Source organism: Vibrio satsumensis (assembly GCF_050337435.1).
GTDB classification, from domain to species: Bacteria; Pseudomonadota; Gammaproteobacteria; order Enterobacterales; family Vibrionaceae; genus Vibrio; species Vibrio satsumensis.
In genome coordinates, this window is the sequence record NZ_JAKJSX010000008.1 from 191,552 (window position 1) to 215,814 (window position 24,263).

The following is a 24,263-nucleotide window of genomic DNA, read 5'->3' on the forward strand; positions in this document are numbered from 1 at the left end:
TGTGAGCAAACAGATGGCTTATCCGGTAGCAATGCTTACAAACTGATTGTCACAAGCTAATTGATTAGTAACAAATTAGATAACAACCCTACAAAATAGAAAGCGTCAGAACGTTTTCGGAGAGAGCGATGAAAGAACAGACCGTATTAAAACAAGTCGCAGAAATGGCAAACATTGCCGACAGTTACGTTAGTGCGTGGGGCGATGAAGCACAAGTATCAGACGAGACGATTACGTCTCTATTGGCTTCGTTGGGCTACGATACAAGCAGCGATGATGCACTGCTTAAGTCAGCAGAAAGAAAACACAAAAAAGATGTACTAGACCCAGTTCTTGTCTTGCGTGACGGTGAGCCAGTAGAAGTGGCGCTTAATCTAGGTGTGAGTGCTCGTGAAAGTGAGTTCAGCTGGCGCTTAGAAACCGAGCAAGGAGAGGTACTTGAAGGCTATCTTCAATCTCAAGTCGTTCGTGACGAGCGTGCCGAGGGTGGCCCTTTAGTGTTTGCATTGCCAAGTGATTTGGCATGGGGTTATCACAAGCTAATTGTGAGCCGTAAGCGCCGTAAGAAGCCTTACGAGATGACACTGATTATTACGCCAAAAGCGTGTTTCAAGCAGTCACCAATCGAGCAAGGCAAAAAGCTGTGGGGACCAAGTGTTCAACTTTACACACTAAGAACTCAGCACAACTGGGGTATTGGTGATTTCGGTGACCTAAAACAGCTTGTTGCTGATATCGCTTCTCGCGGTGGGGATTTCGTTGGTCTAAACCCAATCCACTCATTGTTTCCTGCGAACCCTGAAGGCGCGAGCCCATACAGCCCGTCTTCTCGTCGCTGGTTGAACATCCTATACATTGATGTGAGTTCAGTACCTGAATTCGCACTAAGTGCAGAAGCACAACAAACGGTAGGCAGCGCAGAGTTCCAACAACGTCTACAAAAAGCGCGTGAAGCACACTGGGTAAACTACACCGAAGTGTCTGAACTTAAGATGAGTATCTTGCCTCTGTTATTCGCAGAATTTAAGACTCGTCATCTAGACAAGAACAGCGACCGTGCTCAAGCGTTCTTAGCCTTCGTAGAAGAGGGTGGCGACAGCCTAATGCATCAAGCCGCGTTTGATGCTCTACATGGTGAACTACACGCTGAAGATTCTGGCATGTGGGGATGGCCTGTATTCCCTGAGAAGTACCGTACATTCGACAGCCCAGCGACACAGAAGTACATCAAAGAGAACCTAGAAAACGTTCATCTGTACATGTACCTACAGTGGCTAGCAGATTGCCAGATCAACGATGCACAGTCTCTTGCAGAAGAGAAGGGCATGGCAGTTGGTCTGTACCGTGACTTAGCGGTAGGTGTTGCAGATTCAGGCAGCGAAACTTGGGCTGACGAAGGCAACTTAGTTATGGATGCGAGCATTGGTGCTCCACCTGATATTCTTGGTCCTTTGGGTCAGAACTGGGGTCTACCTCCTCTAAACCCAGAAGTGCTTCAAGAAACAAGCTATGACGCTTATATCAAGCTACTTCGTGCGAACATGAAGCACTGTGGTGCACTGCGTATTGACCACGTTTTAGGTCTACTGCGTTTGTGGTGGATTCCAAAGGGTGAAAACGCAACCAAAGGCGCTTACATCTACTACCCAGTGCAAGATATGCTGTCGATTCTTGCGCTTGAATCTCACCGTTACCAATGTAGCGTTATCGGTGAAGATTTAGGTACGGTGCCAGATGAGATCGTAGACATCTTAGCAGATGCTGGCGTGCACTCTTACAAGGTGTTTTTCTTCGAAACATCAGAAGAAGATGGTGGTTTCATATCTCCGAAACACTACGCATCACAATCAATGGCGGCACTGTGTACGCACGATATGCCAACATTACGTGGCTTCTGGCACTGTGATGACTTGAAGATGGGTCAAGAGATTGGTTTATACCCAGACGCAGCACAACTAGAAACTCTGTTCGATGACCGTCTTGAGTGTAAGCAAGGTATCTTAGATTCAGTAGCATGGCACGGTTTCCTACCTGAAGGTGTTGGCCGCGATGCAAGCCAAGTGCCGATGGATTCTTACCTTGCTGAAGCTCTTCAACTGCACGTAGCAGCTGGTGGTTCAACACTACTGAGTGTTCAGCTGGAAGATTGGTTAGAGATGGATAAGCCGGTAAACATTCCTGGCACGGTCGATGAGTACCCTAACTGGCGTCGTAAACTATCAATGAACTTGGACGAAATCTTTGCTCACGAAGGCGTTAATCGTATCGCTTCTAAGCTGACTGACGTTCGAGAAAAAGCAGGTAAGTAATGACGTTGAGTGACTTGAAATTAGGTGGTTTTTTGCTTACGCCGTACGAAACTACAACCTCGGTCACTCAATAATGAATGCTCATCTGGTAGAATAAACCGTCGTTATATTGCCCGCACTAATAGCGGGCATTTTTGTATTATGTTTTTTGGATGTTTGGTTAGGGAGAAACGTTTTGGAACTAAGTTCGATTTCAAAGCAAAAACAAATATATACCCAACTATCACAGGCTTGTTTCACAGACCCATTTGCGTTTTTAGGGCCATACTTACCTTCTGAGCAAGGTGCATTACGTGTCTGGATTCCTGGGGCAGATAAAGTCGAATTGATAGTTGGAAAGGAACCTCGTATTGAGTTAGCGCGAGAGGGTGAAAGTGGTTTCATTCTTAAGCAAGAGAGAGACTTACGTTTCACTCACTATAAGCTTGCAGTTGATTGGGCTGGAGTAGAGCAGATCATTGATGATCCATACCAGTATCATGATTTGTACGCGAGCTATGAAGATCTTCACACACCTAAGGATATGTACCATCACATGGGGGCTCAGTTTATTACGTTAGAGCGTGATGGACAGACGATTTCAGGTACTCGTTTCTTGGTATATGCTCCGCACGCAACAGCGGCAAGCTTGGTAGGTAACTTCAACTCTTGGGATGGTCGTCGCCACCCAATGCAGCGTCTCGATTATGGTATGTGGGGCCTATTCATTCCTGAACTGGAAGAGGGCGCTCAATACAAGTTTGAATTAAAAGGACCTGATGGCGAAGGCTTACCGCATAAAGCTGACCCATGGGGTTTCTACTCTGAGCAATACCCATCATTTTCTTCTGTGACTTACGATCACGCTCGTTACGAGTGGCAAGATGCTAAGTGGCAGAATCGTCCAGTGACGCAAAAGCGTAAAGAAGCGCTTTCGTTCTATGAGCTGCATGCCGGTTCATGGAAGCGTAATGCTGAAGGCGAATTCCTAAATTACCGTGAGCTAGCGGCAGAACTGATTCCATATCTAACGGATCTTGGCTATACGCACGTTGAATTGATGCCTGTTTCAGAGCACCCATTCTACGGCTCTTGGGGCTACCAACCTGTTGGCCTTTTCGCACCAACCAGCCGTTTCGGTTCACCGGATGACTTCAAATACTTTGTAGACCAATGTCACCAAGCGGGCCTTGGCGTTGTGCTTGACTGGGTTCCAGCTCACTTCCCAAGTGACGATCACGGTTTAGCTAATTTTGATGGTACGCCGTTATTCCATGATCCAGACCCACGTCGTGGTTGGCACCAAGACTGGAACTCGTACATCTATGACTTAGGTCGTGAACATGTGCGTCGTTTCTTGGTGGCAAACGCGCTGTACTGGTTCGAGCAATTCCATATTGATGGTATCCGTGTGGATGCAGTAGCTTCGATGCTGTACCTCGATTACTCGCGCAGCCATGATCAATGGATTCCGAACGCAGACGGCGGCAACGAAAACTATGACGCTATTGCAACGCTTAAGTGGATGAATGAAGAAGTGTACAAACACTTCCCGAATGCGATGACCATTGCGGAAGAATCGACCGCTTTTCCTGGCGTTTCTGCACCAACCTATATGGGCGGCTTAGGCTTCGGCTTTAAGTGGAACATGGGGTGGATGCACGATAGTTTGTCTTACATTCAAGAAGACCCAATTAACCGTAAATATCACCACGATACGATTACTTTCCCACTGGTTTACGCCCACAGTGAGAACTATGTATTGTCTCTGTCTCATGATGAGGTTGTTTACGGTAAGGGCTCTATCCACAACAAGATGCCGGGTGATGAATGGCAGCAAACCGCTAACCTGCGTGCTTATATGGGTTACATGTATGCGCAGCCGGGTAAGAAGCTGAATTTCATGGGTGCAGAATTTGGTCAGACGGCCGAATGGAACCATGATGACCAACTGCAATGGTTCTTGCTGGATTACGAACGTCATCAAGGTGTTCAGCGTTTAACGAAAGACCTGAATAACCTGTATCGCTCTGAAGCTGCAATGCACGATCTTGATTTTGATCCGAAAGGATTTGAATGGCGTCTTCAAGATTCCGCAGAAGCGAGTATTCTAGCGCATGAACGTATCAGTGAATCTGGTGAGCGTATATTGGTGGTATCTAACTTTACGCCAGTTCCTAACGAGCACTTTCGTTTAGGTGTACCAGTACAAGGTAAGTACTCACTATTGTTGAATACTGACTCGACTGACTACGCCGGTAGTGGTTTTGAAGTGAAGCAGACTGCTGAGATCGAATCAGTAGAAAGCGAAGGTCTGGATACATCGATTGAGTTGCGTTTACCGCCGCTATCGACGGTATTCTATAAGCTGAATTCGTAATATAATTCACGTAGTCGAAATACAAAAAAGGGAACCTTATGGTTCCCTTTTTCTACTTCAGAGCATTTGGTTTAGTGCTGCTTGAAGTTCGTAAGGTAGAGCATAGAACGTCCTACCACGGTTTCAATAATCCTAATGGAGTCTGTTCCAAAGCTCTCAAACATCTTCTCACGAAATTCACCATTTGAGCTGAGGTCGAACTCTTCAGGGCTTTTAACCTGAGATGCATGGAAAAACATGAGTTTGATAACGTAGCGGAATTGTTCATCATCTAAAGCATCTTGCCAAGATTGAACAAACGCCGCTTCTGACGAGAAGTCTAAGCTTTGGATAACAATCGATAACATGTGCTTGTGAAGCACTGAGCGGATAGCGCGTGTCGATGAATAATAGCCCTGAAGCGTCGTTAAACTAATGCCAATCTCTTGAGCAATCCTTGCATAAGTTAGTGCTTCATGTCCTTCAGCCAGAAAAAGGTTTAGTACGATTTCATCGTAGTGTTTTTGGTTTTCTAGTTTCTGTACTTGAGTAATTCGAGCCATTACAAATCTCTATTGAGTGTAATATTCTGTAAACACAGTATATTAAGAGTTTCTGAATTAAATCTCAAACTCCAAGGGTAAATAACTGGTCAATTTATCGTTAAATATAGTCAGTATTGTGTCATTGGTTCAATTATCAATCAGATTTTGGCATAAACAAAAACACCGCCCTATTGAGCGGTGTGTTATTTAAAGTCTTTGTTTATCTTTGCTAATTCAGATGACTAGAACGGATACCAAAATAACTGCGGCTCTAGAATGCGTTTCGTAATGGCTAACACCACGATAAAAGCGATGACACTTAAACAAACAAAATCGATACGTTTCAAAGGTGCATAGCTATACCAAGTGCGTGCTTTGTGTCGACCAAAACCTCGTAATGTCATTGCGTTAGAGATCTCGTCTGCGCGGTCCAAACTAGAGAAAATGAGCGGGCCTAGAACCTTAGCTACATTTTTGATTCGAGTAATTAGAGGCGCTTTCTTTGAGAGATCTACACCACGAGCTTGCTGTGCATGCATGATATTGATGAAGTCTTTTTTAACTTCTGGCAAGTAACGCAGGGTTAGACTCACCGCATAAGCTATTTTGTAAGGAACACCGATACGGTTGAGGCTCGCTGCAAACTCAGTTGGGTGCGTTGTGAAGACAAAAATCAACGCTATCGGGAACATGCTCATGTATTTGAGCGTAACGGTCACCAAGTAAAACAGTGTCTCTTGGCTCAATGAGTAATTACCAGGAAGCGTCAACAATAACGTTTCACTGCCGATGAGTTCAGGACCCTGTTGTGGAGCCAGTAAATACATAAATAAGGCATTTAGGCTCAGAACACTTGCAGTACCAATCAATAGCGGCTTGTAAACACGTACTGGAACTTGAGTCAGCTTTAATAGGTATAAGCCCGTCAGGATCAAAACAACGATGAGTCTGAGATCGAACGTTGTAAGGACAACGGTTACCCAAGCTAAAAACAGCGCAAACTTGGTGATGCCATTTAGAGCGTGCAGCGGCGATTTGGTATCGATGTAATTGATGCCGAATTTTACTTTTGATGCATTCATTGAGCGCTTCTCTCGTAGTCGATGAAGTACTGCATAAATGCATTGGTGTCGTCGATTTTCATCATGGTCGCGAGTTCATAAATGCTGGTGGTACAAAGATTTGCGCGTTCTAACAGCGAAGGCTGACTGAATACTTCCGTCATCGCGGCATTGGCAATCAGCTTACTGTCTGCAATCACGATTGAACGTGTGGTGTACTCGAGAACGAGGTGCATGTCGTGTGAGATAATCACAACGGTGATGCCTAGGTCGCGGTTGAGTTTTTGAATGAACGCCAGCATCGATGTGTAGTTACGGTAATCTTGACCTGCAGTCGGTTCATCCAAGATAAGAAGCTCAGGCTCCAGCACTAAGATAGACGCGATGGTTACACGTTTTTTCTGACCGTAGCTCAGTGCTTCGATTGGCCAATGGCGAAACTTGCTCAAGCCACAAAGCTCAAGAACGTTTTCTACTTTGTCTTTGATTTCGTCTTCTGTAACGCCACGATTACGAAGGCCAAATGCAACCTCATCGAAAATCATATGATGCGAGATCATATGGTTTGGGTTCTGCATTACCACACCGACTTTCTGACTTCTTTCGAAAATAGAAAGTTCAGATAAGTCTTCGCCGTTCAGGTACGAAGAGCCTGAATCCGCGTCAATCACACCCATGATAATCTTGGTGATGGTCGATTTACCTGAACCGTTCTTACCCAATATTGAAACAAACTCACCCTTGCCAATCTTAAAGCTGACATCTTCGAGTGCGTTTTTTTCACCGTCGTAAGAGTAAGTCAGGCCATGCACTTCGAGCAAAGGTTGATACTGCTTTTCAGCAACGGGAGTAGGGCGTTCAGCAAACCAAGCTTGAACCGCAGGACGGAACCTTTTGTAATCTAAAGCTTTGAGGTTGGACAGCTTGTGTTCGCTTGTTAAAGGTGCTTTGGCTGCTTTAAGGGCTGATAGATAAAGCGGTTCACGAATACCGTGTGTCTCAAGCAGTTCAGAAGCCAAGATTTCATCGGGTGTCATGTCTGCAACGATTTCGCCGCGTTCCATTAAGATCACACGATCAATATCGCGATGTAGAACATCCTCAAGGCGGTGTTCGATAATCACGATAGTTTTGTTGGTTTCTTTATGCAGTTGGTCGATGATCTCAATCGTTGCCTTGCCCGTCTTAGGGTCAAGGCTGGCCAGAGGCTCATCAAACAGCAAGATATCAACGTCATCAACTAAGATACCCGCTAACGATACTCGTTGTTTTTGACCACCAGAAAGGTCGTGTGGAGAGCGATCAAGCATATCCGCCAAGTCGACCATTTTTGCAGTCGACTTAACGAGAGGATACATATCGATGTTCGACATTAACTGGTTTTCCAATGCGAATGCGATGTCTTCGCCGATACTTAAGCCGACAAATTGGCTGTCAGTATCTTGCAATACTGTGCCGACTTGCTCGGTATAATCGTGCATCGAAAACTCAGAGATATTCTTGCCGTTTATCGCTAAAGAGCCAGTTACCTCACCTTTGATTGCATGAGGTATCAAACCATTGAGACACTGACCTAGGGTAGATTTACCACTACCACTTGGTCCAATAATGACGATTTTCTCTCCTTTCTCTATCCTTAGATTGATATTTTTTAGCGTCGGTTTATCCAGCGACTCATATCTAAAAGAGAAGTTCGAAAATGCTATAGTCATTATCGCTTATGCCTCAGTCAGGTTGCGGCTTTGTTTGTTACGCTTAGCGACTGATTTTAGGATCAGGAAGCCAACAACAGCGATCAGAACGGTATTACCCGCTGCGATGATAGACAGTTGAGTGAAGACTTTAGTAAACGGTTCTGCGTATAAGATGGTATCTAGGAATGCAGAACAGCCGTAGCCTACAACATTACCTGCGAGAGCCAGTACGACAAATAGCGCAAAATCTTTCATTGGCAGTTCGCCTTGTTGAAGACGGTTTTTAGTCATCATAGGAAATAGACCAATAACCATGCCCACGATACCTGAGCCCAATACCCAAGTTAGCCATACGCCCCAGCCTGCGAATAAGTCTGTTACCCAGTGGCCAATGAAGCCGACCAAGAAGCCTACAATTGGGCCGAACAAAACAGAAAACAGTGCTAGAACTGCCATTGCTGGTTTCAATGTCGTGTTCGCAAACACTGGGACACCAAACATAGGTAAACCACCAATGCCGTACAGTGCCGCGCCAATGGCGATAACGACGACTGTTTTAGCTGAAAAGTTCATAGATAACCTCGAATACTGAAAGATAAAACATGATAAAGAACGAATATTCGCCATTATTAATATGCGTCTCAATGAGAACGTTTTTTGGGCAAATATAAAAAATAAGGCGCGCATTATACAGTAGAACCCTTCCATAAGGGAAGGTAAGTGTCTAGATGTCTAAAATTCCATCTGAACACCTAGATATGATGAAAAATACACAAATTTACGGTTAATCAAACAACAAAAAAGCCAGAGCGGGTCTGGCTTTTTCATTCATATTAACAATGTGTTAGTTCTATTTTAGGGCTAAGCATCGCTAATTTTTTGGTTTAGCTGACGGTAACTTAGTGATCTAGGTATAGATAGTTCTGCCAACTCTTCATACGAATAAGCACCTTACGCATGATAGATACGTGGGTGAAGCTGTCTGAATAAACGGAAACTTCAACCGCAGTACCCATAGGTAGATGGTATTCAGATAGGTCATCAGTGATGGTTAACTTAACAAACACGCGACCACTGGTACGCAGAGCATCCGTACCTAGTAAAGCACCTCGAGCTTGGAATTGGCTCTCACCAATCGCTGGCAATACTTCATCAATACGGCCTTTAAATACTTTGCCAGGCAGAGCTCTGAATAAAAACTCAGCTTCGAACCCTGGTTGTAGACGCTGCAATGAGTTCTGTCTAAAGGCTGCGGTGTAGAACTGAGCTTCGGTGTGAACAAACGTCATTACTGGCGCCAGTGGAAGTGGCACGGCCATGACACCTGGGCGAAGGGCTAGTTGCGTCACGTAACCATCTGTTGGCGCGCGAACCACAGTCTGTTCTAAGTCAAACTGAGCTTTACGCAATTCCGCTAATAGGCTTAACACCGCAGTGTTCTCACCACCTATCTCAGAATCCAAAGCAATTTTTGTTCTTTCTAAGGTCGCATCTGCCACTTTAACGGCAGCTTCTGATGCTTTATAAGCTTGTCTGCGAGTATCCAATTGTTGCTCAGTAAAGGCGCCACTGTCGTAGCCGCGTTTGTAACGAGAGAATTCACGTTGGGCTTTGTCTCTTTCTGCAATCGCTTTGATTCTCGCTGCTTCTGCTTCAGCGACATCAGATTCCATTCCTAGCGCACCCTGGCTTGCTTCTTTTACTTTCGCCTCTAATCTTGCGACCTCAGCCTCGAACGGAATAGGATCGATTTTGAAAAGAATATCGCCTTTTTTTAGAGGTTTATTCGCTTCCACAGGCACTTCAATTACTTTGCCTCGAACACCGGAAACAACAGGCGTTGTTGAGTAAACTTGGTTACCGATCTGTGTGAAAGGGTGGTTATAGTTCATCAAAAGGATCAATGTACCTATGATGATGACGCCGCCAAGTACTGCAGTTGGAACCGTCCATTTATTAAGCGGGATATTGAACACCTTGAAGATGGTGATACAAAGTGCCGCATAGGTCATTATCAGCAGTAAATCCATTACTTAACCTCCTGATCTTGAGGGTTGTTTGTTTCTTTCTCTGGACTGCTTTGCTCAGTACCGGCTTGCTTGAGCTGTGCGATTTCTTCCTGAAGGGTACTCACTTGATCGATGAGAATATCGACGCGATGATGAATATCGTGTTGCTCTTCTTCTAATTTAGCGAAGCCCCAACCACGATCTTTGCGCCATAGCGTCGCCCAAATCCAAAGGAATGGCCAGATAGTGTGTAAGGTGAATAGGCTAACCCAGCCTGAGACATGAATAGCATCTTGATGAGGGTGATTGCGTTCTTTCGCAATTTCATAGGGAATATCGTGAATAACGATGATGCCGTAAAAGATGACTAATGCTACGAAAATAAGTAGACCGAGCGCAAAGTAGTCTAAAAACATAACAGATCCTTGTAATGTTAGATATTAGTTATAAATATACTACGCTATCATCCAAGTAATTGTTATAAAAATGATTTACCGAGTTGAAAATAATGTGTTGTCGCTTCTAATGCGAATAAAAGCATTGATGAATCTTATAAAATCCGATCGCGTTTGAAGAGGCTATTTCGGCTTTCTGGTTGGTATTTCAGCTGAAATGATGACAGTTACGATTCTAAATGACGGGCATAACCACTAGGGACAAATACGGATGTATATAGGTGAATTGGCGGCCATTGGCGCTGCAATTGTGTGGGCGTGTGCGACATGGATCTATGGGCAATTTGGACATCGCTTCTCTGCGATGCAATTGAACATTGTTAAGGGTGTAGTGGCGTCAGGGATGATGTTGCTGGTCATGCCTTTTATCCCAATGCCGGAGTTTGAACTGAGTACTAACCATTTTCTGATATTGGCAATTTCAGGTGTGATTGGCATTGCGATTGGAGATAGCGCCTATTTTGCGGCGTTGAAAAGAATCGGTGCCAATAAGACGTTGTTACTTGAGTCTTTAGCCCCGCCTCTTTCTGGTGTGTTGGCATTAATGTTCCTTGGCGCTGTATTGACAGTGCAAAGCTGGCTCGGCGTCGTGATTACAACACTGGCGGTGACCTTCGTTGTCTTCCAGCCATCAAAATCGGCGAGCGGTGAATCGAATGACAAAGCGCAGTGGGGTGGTATTGGTTATGGGCTCGTGGCGAGTGTCTGTCAGGCATCTGGTGTGGTTATTTCTCACTACGCGTTAGTGGCGGGTGACATTCCACCATTGTTAGGTGCACTGATTCGCCTGACGATTGGCGTGTTTGCCGTGATGCTGATTATCCCTTTCGTTGAAAAGAAGCCGTATTCATCGATAAAAAGAGATTTATGGGAAATGACCAAGTTCGATAAACTGTGGTTATTAGGGGCAATCTTTGTCGGGACGTTTCTCGCTCTATGGCTTCAACAAGTAGCATTGAAAAATGCTAACCCTGCGATTGCGCAAACGTTGATAGCGACCAGCCCGGTCTTTATTTTGGTAATTTATGCGCTGAAAGGGGAGAAGGTGTCAAAGCAAAGTGTCATCGGGACGCTTACCGCCCTTGCTGGAATTTCTCTGTTCTTCTATCAATAAGGTGCAGGCCTTAACTACAGAACCACATGTCACTCTGTGCACACTTGGTTGCGACCATTGGCTTTGGCTCGATATAGTGCTTTATCAGCGCGGTAGAAGGTTCGTTGAGTATTCTCTCCCTCACGATGTAAAGTGATACCGATACTCACGGTTAAACCTCGCTCTCCGAGTATTTCATGCCATCCGAATTGGAAGATGCGTTCTCGATAATTTTCAGAGTGCATTTCTGCCTTAGCGAGATCGCTGTTCTCTAGGATGACCAAGAACTCTTCTCCACCAAACCTGACACATGAAGCTCCTCTGAACTTAAAGTACGCTCTAAGTTCTTGAGAGACGCTGACAATAGCTTTATCACCCACTAAGTGGCTCAGTTCATCGTTGATAGATTTAAAGTGGTCGATATCAATAACCATCAGTGCGAAAGAGGTTTCATGCAGCAACATATCCTTTAATTTCACATCTAACCAGCGACGGTTGTGTAACCCTGTCAGTGGGTCGGTGAAAACATCTTGCTGTAGCTGAGCAACTGCATTCTTGTGTTGTTCAGTCGTCTCTTTCAGTTCTCTGTTTTCTTGTTCAGAAAGGATGAGTTTAAGCTGTAACTCAAAACGTGACAGGCGGCGTAATTGACTCGCCCCCAGCTCACTGATAGGAATCTTCTTCATCAGATCGGTTTCAATTCGGTAACCTTTTTTCTCATAGCTTAGAGCTTCTTGAAAACGGCCCTGATTCATACATACGTCACTCAAAGAGTCATAGAAACGCTTCGCAAGCACTGGCGATGAGTATGGTTTCACACGCTTGTCTGTGCTCGATAATATCATGCTTGCATAGTCTTGCTTTCCTATTGCACTTAGGCAATGTGCTAACTCTAGTCTAGTCATGGTCGCAAGCCAGCTTGCTTGAGTACTATTGGCTGGATATTGAACCTTAGACAAACAGCGTAGCGCTTCATTGTATCTTTTCTTAGCGCGCAGTACCTTCGCCTGGTAAAGCAATATCTGAGCAGTGAGCAGCTTGTCACTTACCAAAATACTCAGTTCTTCGCATTCATTCAGTAAATCGCTGGCTGCAGTAATGCGGTTGAGCAGGAGCAAGCTTGCAACCATATGGAGTTTGAACTTGAGGCGGAGTGAGCGACTGCTTATCGCATGGTCAATACTGCCAATTTTTTGATAGTAACGAAGGGCTCTGTTGTGATCACCATAGGCATCGCATAAGTTCCCCATGCCTAAGATTGCCAATACATACTCATCGATATGGCCGTGTTCAACAGCGATGGTTGATGAGCTGATAAATTCATTCAGTGCAGAAGTGTAATCACCAATTTCGACTAAGCGGTCACTTAGGCTGGTTTTTACTGTAAGAATGTCTTCGATATCCGCAGGAAGATGGAGTAGGTCAAGAGCAAGTCTTAGCTCTTCTATACTGGTTTGCTTTTGTTGTAATTCGGCACGGTATTCAGAGCTGATAATATAGCAATGCGCTTGCTCTGTTTGTGTAGTCGAAATGTGCTGGCGAATGTGGTTCCAGAATATGATCGCTTCTTCACCCGATACCGATGAAGGGTCTAAACCGGCATCTGTGATCTTGCTTAGTAGAGTTTCCATCATCCTGTGACCTCAGCATCGTCTTCTTCAAGTTGTTCAAGAGTGAACGGGAACGTCAAAATATCGTTGAGGCTGACAGCGGGTCTCGAACCTTTTAATCCTCTTCTATGCCAGGGATAGATATCAAGCATGGTGCTGAGAGTTTGGAAGGTTTGCTCTGCGACTTCGCCTTTTTCGGAAAGCATAAGCGCAACACGCTCGGAACTCAGCCTAGCGATGAAGTCGTTTTGATTACATAAGGTATGAGCAATCTCAGTACAGACATCTAAGTAATCAGTATCGACATGATGGAACATAATGATGCTGTGGTTTGAACGCTTAAGTTCTGTTTTAAAGAGTACCAGTTTCTCCCACCAAAAGGTTTCAGAGACGACATAAGAGAGGTGCTTTTCAGGATCGTATTCGTGTTGACCACGAATACGATTAATAAGCTTTCGTGCTCTCTGCTCAAGCTGGCGTTTTGAACTGCGTGCTTTGTCCAAACCGACACGATTAGTTTGCTCTTTAAGCATACCGATAGAATATTGACGGTATTTTTTAAAGGCGACTAACGCAGCTTTGAAATCTTGGTTTTCTTCTGCTACCAAAGATTGCTGGTAACAAATTTGGCTAAGCAACTCACCATTATCGAATTCATTTGCGGATTGTTCAGCGAGCCTCAGTAACCCTGCTGCTTGCTCTGGTTTTTTTCTCAGGAGCTTTAATCGAGCTCGACTGATGTAAGAGTGCGCTTTCATCCAGACAAGGTTGTGCTCTACCGCTAGATTGTGCGCTTTGGCTGTAGCGCGCTCGGCATCATCTAAACGCTCAAGGCCCAGTAGTGCAAGACCTCGAAAGTCCCATACTTCAGCATGCCAGGTGTTATCTTTATGGTCTTTTAATGCTTCTTCCGCCCCATCGAGCACCGACAGCATTTCAACGTAGTTGTTAAGCAGGTAGTAATCCCAGGCGAGCAGTATTCTTGCCTTGCCTTCTAACCAACCAATGCGGCTGTTGTTAGCCACTTTAACGGCAAGCTGATGGGTAGAACGTGCAAGCTTATATTCGTGAGTCATTCGCCAAATGTTGCCCAGACCAATGAGACATTCAATTTGAATCTCGACTTCATCAACCAGTGCAGATTGTTCTAAGGCATTGATCCAGAACTGTTGAGCGGAGTAATACTTGGCTTGCCCCCAGAACTGGAGCGCGTGTAAGTGGAGAATTTCGGGAAGAAAAAGGTCGGTATCTAGTTGGCTTTGACGCTTGTAGGCTTCTTTGATGTATTTCAAACCTTTTTGGTAATCCATCAGGTTCCAACAGCATCTTGCCATTAACATCAATGACTGGATAGCCCCCTCTTCAAACAGAACTTGCTCTGATCTGACTAGGCACTGTTGAGCAACCTCTAGGATCACTGAGGGCTCAGAGTCGGCACGAGTTTTGAGTTGTTCTAGTTCTGTTTCAAGAAGGTACTGATTTTTGTCCAAGACTTAGATCCATAATTATCGAACATATTGATAACACAATCATTATAAGAGTGTGATTTGAGATAAGCACCAATTATCTTTCCCAGAGCGTCAAAGGAACATCGATCTTTTCCAATTATGGGTGTTACCTCATGTTGTCGCTTTAAAATCAAAGAGTTCCCGAATAATTATCTAGATGTCCGTTTTTATGAAAGTAGTTGCTTTAGGGTCAATGGCTGCTCTGCTACACCTAAGCGCTGCGCTGCAGTGAGCCCTTGCTTATCTTGGTAGCACAGATTGTGCCAAGCTCTAAATATGTCGAGTAATGGAAGAATGCCTCCAGGACGAAGCTTACGTCTAGGTTCATTAATGAAGCTATCAAATAGCAGCTGAAAGCGTTGTTGATAGAACTTAGTTTGCTGAATAGAAGCCGTGTTAAACCACTGTTTTGGTTCTGGATTGTTACCTGTTAGGTAGCAAATACCTTTCTGATTATCACCTTGATTCGCGATAGCCCAACGATCGCGCCACCAACTCATGTGAACGATGTCGATCTTTTCGAAACTTTGATCGTCTTGCCAGCCTGAATCTTCCTCTACATACATAAGGTCAATGTTTTGACTCTGGATGCGCGGCAAACATACGCTTAAAGCGGCAGATCTTAGTAATGGATCTTGTGGCATATAGATGGCGACATGTTTGTCTTCATTACACATATCAAGCACATGTAGGAAGTGAGCATATGAGGTATAAGGCGGCCGAATTAGTGCGCCTTTCGAAGGGTAGCTAAATGTAGTGAGGTTGCCCATAGGGTCCTCAACATTACCTCTTGCTAGAATTACTTGGTATTGCTGTTCAATGCGTTCTTTTAGCTTGTCAGAGGGCTGAGGTAGTTCGAGATTAGCTTCTGAAGAGTGTTCTTTGGATACAAAGCGCGCAACATCATCATAAGGATTATGGTCCACATTCCCTGACGGTTCTTCATTTTGAGAGTAGTTAACGTGTTGGCAAAGGATATAACCAGAATGCGCCTCACCCGTCGCTATCCAAACCACACCGTTGTTGCTTTGTGGTTGTAGACGTTGGTAGTGAGAAGCGAATTCGTAATCTTTCGCATGGTTAACCCATCGAGCATCGATCATCGCTAATTTACGACGGCAACGGCTGGCGATATGGTCAACATGATCATAGAAAGTCTTTGGGTTGATCTCTAATTTTCTACAGATTTCACGCACGGAATAACCCATGAACAATAGACCCATGAGGTTCTCTTGAAACTGAAGTTTTTTATTGGATCCAGACCATTTATCAACGAAGGTTGATTGGCAATCTTTGCATCTGTAGCGCTGCCTGTCGCCACTGTAGCCGAAGGCATGATAAAGATGTTTGTGTGTATGAACCGATAAGCCGAAGTTATCGCAATCATCATTACGACAAGCTGGGAGCCCATCGCTGTGAAGTTGTCTTAGGCGATGAAGTTCGCTTAACACTTCACGGTTGTTAAGTAAGGGGGGGAAAGCTCCACATTCACGACAAACCATCGCTGGACGCTTAGGGTTCGCGTGTTGCAAAACATACCGTTTTGCATCGCTCAAGCCAAAGTTGTCACACGCCAATGTTTTACAAAAGTTGAGTTGCAAACCATCCGCATCTTTTGGCAGCTTGTCGTTAGACACGATCTCCCCCTCGGGATTATTTGAGCAGCCAAGCGAGCCTGGCTGCGGGGTAACGCTTTTCAATGTATCTTTTATCAAATCGTTAGATGTTGATTGCAGTCTCTAGAGCAACTTTCATCATGTCGTTGAAAGACTTCTGACGCTCTTCAGAGCTTAGTTTCTCACCACGGATGATGTGATCTGATACTGTTAGGATAGTCAGTGCTTTAGCACCAAGATCCGCAGCAACACCGTAGATACCAGCCGCTTCCATATCAACACCTAGGATGCCTAGCTTTTCCATTTTTTCGAAAAGGTCAGCTTCTGGAGTGTAGAAAAGGTCTGCAGAGAATACATTACCAACTTTAACTGGAACTTCTTGTGCACGTGCTTGGTTTACCGCTTCTTCTAGAAGACCGAAATCAGCGATAGCCGCGAAGTCGTGGTTGTTGAAACGAATGCGGTTTACTTTTGAGTCAGTAGATGCACCCATACCGATAACAACGTCCATTAGTTTAACGTCGTCACGTACTGCGCCACAGCTACCTACACGAATAACGTTCTTTACACCGTACTCAGCGATTAGCTCGTGTACGTAGATGCAGCATGATGGGATACCCATACCGTGGCCCATTACAGAAACTTTCTTACCTTTGTAAGTGCCTGTGTAGCCAAACATGTTGCGAACGTCACAAACTTGCTTCACGTCATCAAGGAATGTTTCTGCAATGTATTTTGCGCGAAGCGGGTCGCCCGGCATTAGTACTGTTTCTGCGAAATCACCAGCTTGAGCGTTAATATGAGGTGTAGCCATGGTCGTTCTCCAAAGTTTAAACGGTAATTATAGGAACAGGATTTAATCAATTACCGATTCTGTTGAATTGAATTCGTTTTGTTGAGGCAATATTAGCGAGTTAAAACGAGGCTCCATGAGACTTTAGTCACAAAATAGGTTTGCCATTATAGTTTTATTAATATTGATAACCAAATATGTTGAAAGCGTAAAGGCAATCGATTTTGCGTGTCCATATAGATATGCAACAGTACTAAAAGGTACTTTTAATTGTGTAAACCAACGTGAGTTTAGCTACAACTAACCGTTGTAGAGACGTTTGAACAGCGATAATCTAAACTTTGATAAAAAGACAAACCAAGGATTTGTATGTCGTATTGCGCTAACTCGACGCCTTTGCACTCGATGAAAACACAATTACGTAAAGTAGCGTTGCTTGCAGCGAAAGTAACTTTGATTGCCGGTGGGATGGTGTCGTCGTGGGTCTCTGCGGCAACTTTTGAGCTCCCTCCTGCAGAAAGCCGCATTGTGGGTAGAATACAGCAGCATGAAGTAGCATCAGGTGAAACGTTAGCTATTATTGCTAAACAATACGATATTGGCTTTCTCTCTTTAATGGCGGCAAACAAAGGGGTAGACCCTTTTCTACCTCCGGAAGGATATATACTAAGTATTCCTAGCCGTTTGATCCTGCCAGATACCCCACGAAAAGGTATTGTTATTAATCTTGCGGAGTTAAGGTTGTATTACTTTGATCCCGAGAAAAATCAGGTGCATGTGTTCCCTGTCGGTATCGGACGAGTCGGACGTGATACGCCGGAAATGATCACCAAGATAAGCCAAAAAAGACCAAATCCGACTTGGACGCCCCCGAAGTCGATCCGCAAAGAGTATTTAGAGAAGGGAATTGAGTTGCCTAAGGTCGTTCCTGCAGGGCCTGAAAATCCACTTGGTGAGTATGCTCTAAGGCTTGCTTATGGCGCAGGCGACTATTTGATACACGGTACCAATAAAGATTTTGGAATAGGCTTACGCGTAAGCTCTGGGTGTATTCGCATGGAGCCTAAAGATATTGAGTGGCTTTTTGAGCAAGTGAGCCGTGGCGAGCAGGTCACTATTATTAATGAGCCGATCAAGGTGTCATTAGAGCCAGATAGAAGCGTGTTTGTTGAAGCGCATGAACCATTGACGCGAAGCGATGGCTCTAAGAAATCCTTACAAATACCTGTCGAGTTAGAATGGTGGCTTGAAGATGCTGACTTGCCTAACTCAAAAGCCAAAGCGGTTATCTTTGCTCAAAATGGCGTGCCAGTTGAAATTGCTCCGCCAATGATTTCTAACTAAATAAGCTATTTATAAATTTCGAATAGTGTGAGCACCCAGGGTTGTTCTTCCCATTCATCTGTTGAACTTTGGTTTATTGACCTTGAAAACAAAACACCACCTCTGTGAAGAGGTGGTGTTATCAATTTACTGCAATGTATATACGTCTTTTGAAATTTACAGCTTAATTGCGCTTATAGTTAAATTACTTAGTGTAAGACTCTGCAATATTGTCGATGCGGTCGTTAGCACGATCTGCTTCTTCTTTTGCTGCCATAGCGGCTTCAGATGCTTCTTGAGCCTTCATTTCTGCTGCTGCTTTGTCACTCTTAAGCGCTTCAACTTCGCTTGTAAGTTGAGCAACTTGGTTAGTTAGTTGATCCATTTCTGACACTGCAGCTTCTTCTGGCTCTGAAGAACAACCGGCTAAAATGAAAACTGAGGCCGCAGCTGCGATTAACGTCTTATTCATAAGAACTCCTTGCTTATTTATCATCAAAAGATGCGCTATACATTCTTTATCATATAGTCGCTTCATTAATGATTGTAGCGACTAATTTTTTAAGCGCAAAAACAATAACCAAAGAAATTGCTAAATTTTTGAGGTAATTAGCTGAGCATCACGTTCTGTCTCACTTATGAGATGTGAAATATGGATGCGGCTTTGATGTGGTTTTAGGTAGATGCTCCTTTACTCGTAATGCATACAATGTTCTAGCTGAAGATAGATTAAGGGATAAATTTACTGTGATCTCTATCCTTATAAAGTACTTTCGCGGTATCATGTCACGTTAAATTAATTTTATTCAATACCATCATGACTGGAGAGTCCTTTGCACTTTAAAGATTTAGGCTTAGATAACCGCTTACTGAAGAACTTAAAACATTACGACTTCAAGAAGGCGACAGAGATCCAATCAAAAGCGATCCCTGTTGCTATTGCTGGTAAGGATCTATTGGCTTCATCAAAAACGGGATCAGGAAAAACATTGGCGTTTGTGTTGCCGATGATACATAAAGCATTAAAAACAAAAGCGTTTTCTGCTAAAGATCCTCGTGGTGTAATTTTGGCTCCTACTCGTGAGCTAGCAAAGCAAGTTTACGGTGAACTACGTAGTATGCTTGGTGGCCTGTCTTACGAAGCGGCGCTTATCTTGGGTGGTGAAAACTTTAACGACCAAGTTAAAGCACTGCGTAAGTACCCTCGTTTTATCGTAGCGACTCCAGGCCGTCTTGCTGATCACCTAGAGCACCGCTCTTTGTTCTTAGATGGTGTTGAAACGCTGATCCTTGATGAAGCGGACCGCATGCTTGATCTTGGCTTTGCTCCAGAACTGCGTCGTATTGCAAACGCGGCTAAGCACCGTCGTCGTCAGACTCTAATGTTTTCTGCAACCCTGGATCACGCCGAAGTGAATGGTATTGCAAATGAAATGCTAGACGCACCTAAGCGCATTTCGGTGGGTGTTTCTAACGAGCAGCACCTTGATATCACACAGAAATTCTACCTTTGTGATCACTTAGATCACAAAGAAGCGATTTTAGACCGCGTTCTGGAAGAAGCTGAATACCGTCAGGTAATGATCTTCACAGCAACTCGTGCTGATACTGATCGTCTAACCGACAAGCTTAACGAGAAGAAGCTTAAAGCAGTTGCACTGAGCGGTAACTTAAACCAAACGCAGCGTAATGCGATCATGAGTCAGTTTGAGCGTGCGGTTTACAAGATTCTAGTAACAACAGATGTTGCTTCACGTGGTATCGATATTCCAAACGTAAGCCACGTAATCAACTTTGATATGCCGAAGCACACCGAAGAGTACGTTCACCGTGTTGGTCGTACTGGCCGTGCAGGTAACAAAGGCGATGCTATTTCTTTAGTTGGTCCAAAAGATTGGGATAGCTTCAAGCGTGTTGAGCTTTACCTTCAACAAGATCTTACTTTCTCTGTTCTTGAAGGTCTTAAAGGTAAGTTCAAAGGCATTAAGCCTCGTAAACCTACGTTTGCTAAAGGCGGCCCTGCGAAGAAGAAGACCAATACTCAAGCGAAGAAAACACCTAAGAAGCCGGTTAAGCGCGATAAGAGCTTCCACCAGAATGTGGCCGTGGGTGATACCGTGTTTATCCCTAAGAAGAAAGTCGCACCAAAAGTGGACGACGAGTAATCAACTCGCGTGACCTAAAAGCTTGGCTTTGAAAGGTTGATGCAACTAAAAACCGCCGATGATGGCGGTTTTTTTGTATCTGTACTTTGTCTATTTCTCGTCTCTCTTTATCTTGCCCTATGCTCTTTTAACTTCTGAAAAGCTTGAAAGGACTCTTATCTTTGCATCTATTCAAAGTCGAAGGTCGAAAATGAAGACATGAGAATATTATCCGCTAGATATTTATGGATTGCGGTAGTTGGGTGCGTCACTCCCCAAAACACATAGCGGTCTGAGCCATAGGTCGCGCAATCATTAGTCAAACTGTGGCGATATAAGTAATCGGAAGCTGAATGGCGTTGAATATCTAAACATGCATCCGTAGCGTTCTGAAATCCATGCTGCTGCGGGTTTTCAGTAATGTGGTTAAACAGATCATGAGCATTGAAAAGTACGACATTAACCCCCCTAGTTTGGTAATACTCAGCTTGCTCTTTGATGAAGAGGTTAAACTCAATTATTTTGCTATGAACAATAGAAATCTCGTCTTCTGTTGAGTATTTAAATTGTGGAGCTTTTGTGGCGTCAGGGAGGGTGAAGAGCAAAATGTTTTGAGCCCCACTTCCTATTAAACGAATTAGAGCGCTGCTGAAATCAGCTTTTACATCAGCTACCGACCGTTCGTAATTCATAAAGTCGTTAAGGCCGAACTCTAAAGTAAATAATGAGTTTTCTGGACGGTAATTCTTTGCGGCTTCCATGTATTTCAGGTACGACGTGACTTGGTCATAAACACCTTTGAGGACTCCATACTGATTTGTGCCAGCAGCCCCACCAACTGCCCAGTTATACAGAGGTATGTTTTTTTCTCTAGCCAGGTACTCAGTCCAGACTAAGCCATTTGAGAAGTGACCTAAGAACCATGAGTTAGCATTGGGAAGAACCCATTGAGAACCGTTGAATAAGTTTCCAGTATCAGAAAGGCTATCCCCAAATGTGATGATTCGATTAATTTTATTATCTTGGAGTTCTTCGTCATTAGTCCATATCGAGTGGTTGTAGGAGAACCGACTGTCTGCTGCAAAATAAGTGATGTCGGCGGCATCATGCTGGATGTCTAGTGTCTCTTCGCAACGTTGTTCTATTTCTGATTGTGGTGTTCCACTAAAGAACATGTTTTTATACGATGAGGGCGACCACCAATATCCATCGATAGTGTAGTAATTGCCATCTTCGTTTCTTGCCCATTTCCAATCAGTTGCAACTGAGTCATTCGATATGTCGGTTCGGTACCAGCATCTGATATATGATCGTGTATCAAGCATCTGCCCTTGTGCTACTTCGTCAGGAATTGTTGCATCTAGAGGCATTGATGTATCTGCGATAGCTGATGCAATTAGAGGCATTGTCAACGTAAATACCAAGATCATTTTCTTCATTTTAGAGTACTCATTTAGCAAAGTAAGTAAGGTTAATTACTTTATTATTAATAATAAGAATAAATATCATTTAGATAATGTATTGAATATTACTCATTGTTGCGTCAATAACTCATATGAAGCACGTATAATAAGTGTTACATAGATCCAACTTTCAACGGTTTTGCGTTCTTTAATTTTTCTCTGGACGAGAGTCCATACCTACTTTATTAACATTTACTGTTAATAGTTATCTCACTTAATTATTATTAATCAATTGCTTACTTGTTTTTTCGTTTATTGTGACTTTGGTTGAGTAATGTTCATCACAACTGTTTAATTCAAGCTCAATATCACAAATATCGAGTCACTCTTTTTAGTTTTATAAAATCATCAACTACGGTTCTCTTTACTCATCAGAGGTCTAATCTGTTTAAGGAAAGAGCATTGAAAAAGATATTAATTTGGACGATAGCCTGTCTATCCAGTTTTGGTGTCTATGCCGGAACGAGCGCATCGGCATTAGAAGTCAGTGGATACACGGAAACGAAATACCCCATTATGTTGGTACATGGTTTGTTTGGTTTCGATACATTAGCGGGTGTCGACTATTTCTATGGCGTACCTGAATCCCTAACCAAAGATGGTGCCAGCGTCTATGTAGCGCAAGTATCAGCGACCAACAGCTCTGAAGTGCGTGGCGAGCAATTGCTAGCCCAAGTTGAAACACTGTTAGCCGCAACAGGGGCAAGTAAAGTGAATCTGGTCGGTCACAGTCATGGCGGGCCTACGGCGCGTTATGTCGCATCGGTTCGTCCTGATCTGGTTGCTTCGGTGACAAGTATTGGCGGTGTTCATAAAGGATCTAAAGTCGCTGACCTCGTGCGTGGAACCGTATCAGAAGGTTCAACCGCGGAAGGTATTGCGGTTAAGTTGGCTGGCGGATTGACTACGCTTATCAACCTATTATCTGGCGGAACGGATCTTGATCAAGATGGCCTTGCTTCCCTTGAAGCGTTGACCACTGAAGGTTCGCTTGCATTCAATCAGTTTTACCCTGAAGGCGTTCCGACGTCTGCGTGTGGTGATGGTGAATGGCAAGCAAACAACGGTGTTTATTACTATTCATGGACAGGATCTTCCACTTTTACCAACCTTCTTGATCCTACCGACGGAGCGATGACAATCCTTGGTTTAGCCTTTAACGAACCTAATGATGGGTTAGTGGGAGCATGCAGCGCGCATTTGGGCAAAGTGATTGGTGATGATTACAAAATGAACCACCTAGACGAGATTAACGGTTTATTGGGTATTCACCACTTGTTTGAGACCGATCCTGTGACGTTATATCGCCAGCATGCCAATCGATTGAAGTTGGCTGGTTTGTAGGCTGGACACCGTTTAATAAGAAAACAAGGAAAGTATAATGAAAAAGACCGCCATTTTGTCGATAACTACGATAGCCCTGATGAGCACAGCGGCGGTCTTTTTATATCTAAAAAAGGAAGAACCCAATACACATAATGACAACGAACAACGCGTCTCCTCATTGAAGGTTGCCTCTCAACAAGACACCGACATCGATAACGCATCAGCAAAAGACATGATGGAATATTTCGTGTCCGGTAATACCGAACTAACACTTGAAGATATTCGCGACAATGTGGCACAGCACTACGAGCAATCATCAACTGCCTTGGTTGATGAAGCACTGTTTGCCAAATATCTTGAGTATAAGTCGGCACTAACGTCGTTGGACGTGCAATTCGACACCACATCAATATCCGCTGAGGACTTACGCGCACTGAATCAAGCGTTGCTCGATCTCCAATCTCAATTCTTCAGTGAGAGCGAGGTAAGTATTCTATTTACCCATGACAACAGAATGAGGGAAATCGCTTTAGAAAAGTTACTTCTGAAGCAAGAAGGGCTAGACGAGTCGGAATATCAACAAAGGCTTGAGTCTTATCTATCTGAGCTGCCAGATTACGTTCAAGTCAGTCATCAAAATCAGGTATTACTCCCACAGCTATCCAGTTCAGAAGGTCTCGATGAACAGGGTAAATACTTAAAGAGAAGCGAACTTGTTGGTGAAGAAGCAACCCAAAGACTTGAAGCTCTTGATCAAAAAAGAGCGGCCTTTGAAGGCTCGTTAGAGGTCTACTTCGCAGAACGAAATGATGTTTTGAACGACTCAGCCCTCTCAGAAACCGAGCAACAAGAGACGATTGCGCAACTTCGGACTGAACACTTCCTACCAGAACAGCTGAGAAGGGTAGAAGCGATTGAAAGGATCAAAGCGGCTGAATTTGATCAGTAGTGTCTAAAAGCGAAAAACCAGCCATCA

19 protein-coding genes are annotated in these 24,263 nt (G+C 44.0%); 7 read left to right on the forward strand and 12 right to left on the reverse strand.

The window, feature by feature from the left end; genetic code table 11:
• Positions 1-128: 128 nt before the first annotated feature.
• Together malQ and glgB are read left to right on the forward strand one after the other, a co-directional pair.
• Positions 129-2,309, forward strand: coding sequence for a 4-alpha-glucanotransferase (gene malQ, locus L4C44_RS11830; RefSeq protein ID WP_061016348.1), 2,181 nt, complete (start codon positions 129-131; stop codon positions 2,307-2,309).
• A gap of 175 nt (positions 2,310-2,484) precedes the next feature.
• Positions 2,485-4,668 carry a 1,4-alpha-glucan branching protein GlgB gene (gene glgB / locus L4C44_RS11835; protein ID WP_428805091.1) on the forward strand — a complete coding sequence of 728 codons (2,184 nt, stop codon included), beginning with the start codon at positions 2,485-2,487 and terminating at the stop codon, positions 4,666-4,668.
• Positions 4,669-4,739: 71 nt separating this feature from the next.
• Here glgB and L4C44_RS11840 read toward each other — a convergent pair whose 3' ends face one another.
• From L4C44_RS11840 to L4C44_RS11865, 6 genes are all read right to left on the reverse strand, one after another.
• Positions 4,740-5,210 (reverse strand): TetR/AcrR family transcriptional regulator, encoded by a 471-nt coding sequence (locus L4C44_RS11840; RefSeq protein WP_210454463.1) that lies wholly within the window; start codon positions 5,208-5,210, stop codon positions 4,740-4,742.
• A 224-nt stretch (positions 5,211-5,434) separates the two neighbouring features.
• Complete coding sequence (locus tag L4C44_RS11845; protein ID WP_428805092.1) at positions 5,435-6,274, reverse strand: energy-coupling factor transporter transmembrane component T family protein; 840 nt, start codon at positions 6,272-6,274, stop codon at positions 5,435-5,437.
• The gene (locus L4C44_RS11850) at positions 6,271-7,965 is read right to left on the reverse strand and encodes an ABC transporter ATP-binding protein (RefSeq protein WP_428805093.1); all 1,695 of its coding nucleotides are present in this window, start codon (positions 7,963-7,965) and stop codon (positions 6,271-6,273) included. Before L4C44_RS11850 ends, L4C44_RS11845 begins: the two co-directional genes overlap by 4 nt.
• A 6-nt stretch (positions 7,966-7,971) precedes the next feature.
• On the reverse strand, positions 7,972-8,520 hold the full coding sequence (locus L4C44_RS11855) for an ECF-type riboflavin transporter substrate-binding protein (RefSeq protein ID WP_048662433.1): 549 nt from the start codon (positions 8,518-8,520) through the stop codon (positions 7,972-7,974).
• Positions 8,521-8,846: 326 nt separating this feature from the next.
• Positions 8,847-9,977, reverse strand: coding sequence for an HlyD family secretion protein (locus L4C44_RS11860; protein WP_146491006.1), 1,131 nt, complete (start codon positions 9,975-9,977; stop codon positions 8,847-8,849).
• A complete protein-coding gene (locus tag L4C44_RS11865; protein WP_372385714.1) occupies positions 9,977-10,372 on the reverse strand; it encodes a DUF3302 domain-containing protein in 396 nt (131 codons plus the stop codon). Before L4C44_RS11865 ends, L4C44_RS11860 begins: the two co-directional genes overlap by 1 nt.
• A 250-nt stretch (positions 10,373-10,622) precedes the next feature.
• Here L4C44_RS11865 and L4C44_RS11870 point away from each other — a divergent pair, with 250 nt between their 5' ends.
• On the forward strand, positions 10,623-11,525 hold the full coding sequence (locus L4C44_RS11870; RefSeq protein WP_428805094.1) for a DMT family transporter: 903 nt from the start codon (positions 10,623-10,625) through the stop codon (positions 11,523-11,525).
• 29 nt (positions 11,526-11,554) lie between these two features.
• On the opposite strand, the gene L4C44_RS11875 is transcribed toward L4C44_RS11870, so the two are convergent.
• The 4 genes from L4C44_RS11875 to deoD form a co-directional block, all read right to left on the reverse strand.
• Positions 11,555-13,135: a diguanylate cyclase gene (locus L4C44_RS11875; protein ID WP_428805163.1), complete on the reverse strand. Its 1,581-nt coding sequence runs from the start codon at positions 13,133-13,135 to the stop codon at positions 11,555-11,557.
• Positions 13,135-14,604 (reverse strand): tetratricopeptide repeat protein, encoded by a 1,470-nt coding sequence (locus tag L4C44_RS11880; protein ID WP_428805095.1) that lies wholly within the window; start codon positions 14,602-14,604, stop codon positions 13,135-13,137. The genes L4C44_RS11875 and L4C44_RS11880 overlap by 1 nt, the downstream gene beginning before the upstream one ends.
• A gap of 185 nt (positions 14,605-14,789) precedes the next feature.
• Positions 14,790-16,259: a lactate dehydrogenase gene (locus tag L4C44_RS11885; RefSeq protein ID WP_048661020.1), complete on the reverse strand. Its 1,470-nt coding sequence runs from the start codon at positions 16,257-16,259 to the stop codon at positions 14,790-14,792.
• 82 nt (positions 16,260-16,341) lie between these two features.
• Positions 16,342-17,052, reverse strand: coding sequence for a purine-nucleoside phosphorylase (gene deoD, locus L4C44_RS11890; RefSeq protein ID WP_048661021.1), 711 nt, complete (start codon positions 17,050-17,052; stop codon positions 16,342-16,344).
• A gap of 348 nt (positions 17,053-17,400) precedes the next feature.
• Between deoD and L4C44_RS11895 the strand changes: the two genes are divergently transcribed.
• Positions 17,401-18,375, forward strand: a complete 975-nt coding sequence (locus tag L4C44_RS11895; RefSeq protein ID WP_146491001.1) for a L,D-transpeptidase family protein — start codon at positions 17,401-17,403, stop codon at positions 18,373-18,375.
• Positions 18,376-18,559: 184 nt separating this feature from the next.
• Here the strand turns inward: L4C44_RS11895 and L4C44_RS11900 are convergent, their stop codons facing one another.
• A complete protein-coding gene (locus L4C44_RS11900; protein ID WP_004737730.1) occupies positions 18,560-18,826 on the reverse strand; it encodes an Lpp/OprI family alanine-zipper lipoprotein in 267 nt (88 codons plus the stop codon).
• A 361-nt stretch (positions 18,827-19,187) separates the two neighbouring features.
• On the opposite strand from L4C44_RS11900, the gene L4C44_RS11905 reads away from it, so the two are divergent.
• Complete coding sequence (locus L4C44_RS11905; RefSeq protein WP_428805096.1) at positions 19,188-20,519, forward strand: DEAD/DEAH box helicase; 1,332 nt, start codon at positions 19,188-19,190, stop codon at positions 20,517-20,519.
• Positions 20,520-20,686: 167 nt separating this feature from the next.
• On the opposite strand, the gene L4C44_RS11910 is transcribed toward L4C44_RS11905, so the two are convergent.
• Positions 20,687-21,937: an SGNH/GDSL hydrolase family protein gene (locus L4C44_RS11910; protein WP_428805097.1), complete on the reverse strand. Its 1,251-nt coding sequence runs from the start codon at positions 21,935-21,937 to the stop codon at positions 20,687-20,689.
• A 426-nt stretch (positions 21,938-22,363) separates the two neighbouring features.
• Between L4C44_RS11910 and L4C44_RS11915 the strand changes: the two genes are divergently transcribed.
• Both L4C44_RS11915 and L4C44_RS11920 read left to right on the forward strand, forming a co-directional pair.
• Positions 22,364-23,305: a lipase family alpha/beta hydrolase gene (locus L4C44_RS11915; protein ID WP_226088547.1), complete on the forward strand. Its 942-nt coding sequence runs from the start codon at positions 22,364-22,366 to the stop codon at positions 23,303-23,305.
• A gap of 37 nt (positions 23,306-23,342) precedes the next feature.
• On the forward strand, positions 23,343-24,236 hold the full coding sequence (locus L4C44_RS11920) for a lipase secretion chaperone (RefSeq protein ID WP_428805098.1): 894 nt from the start codon (positions 23,343-23,345) through the stop codon (positions 24,234-24,236).
• The last annotated feature ends 27 nt before the right edge of the window (positions 24,237-24,263 follow it).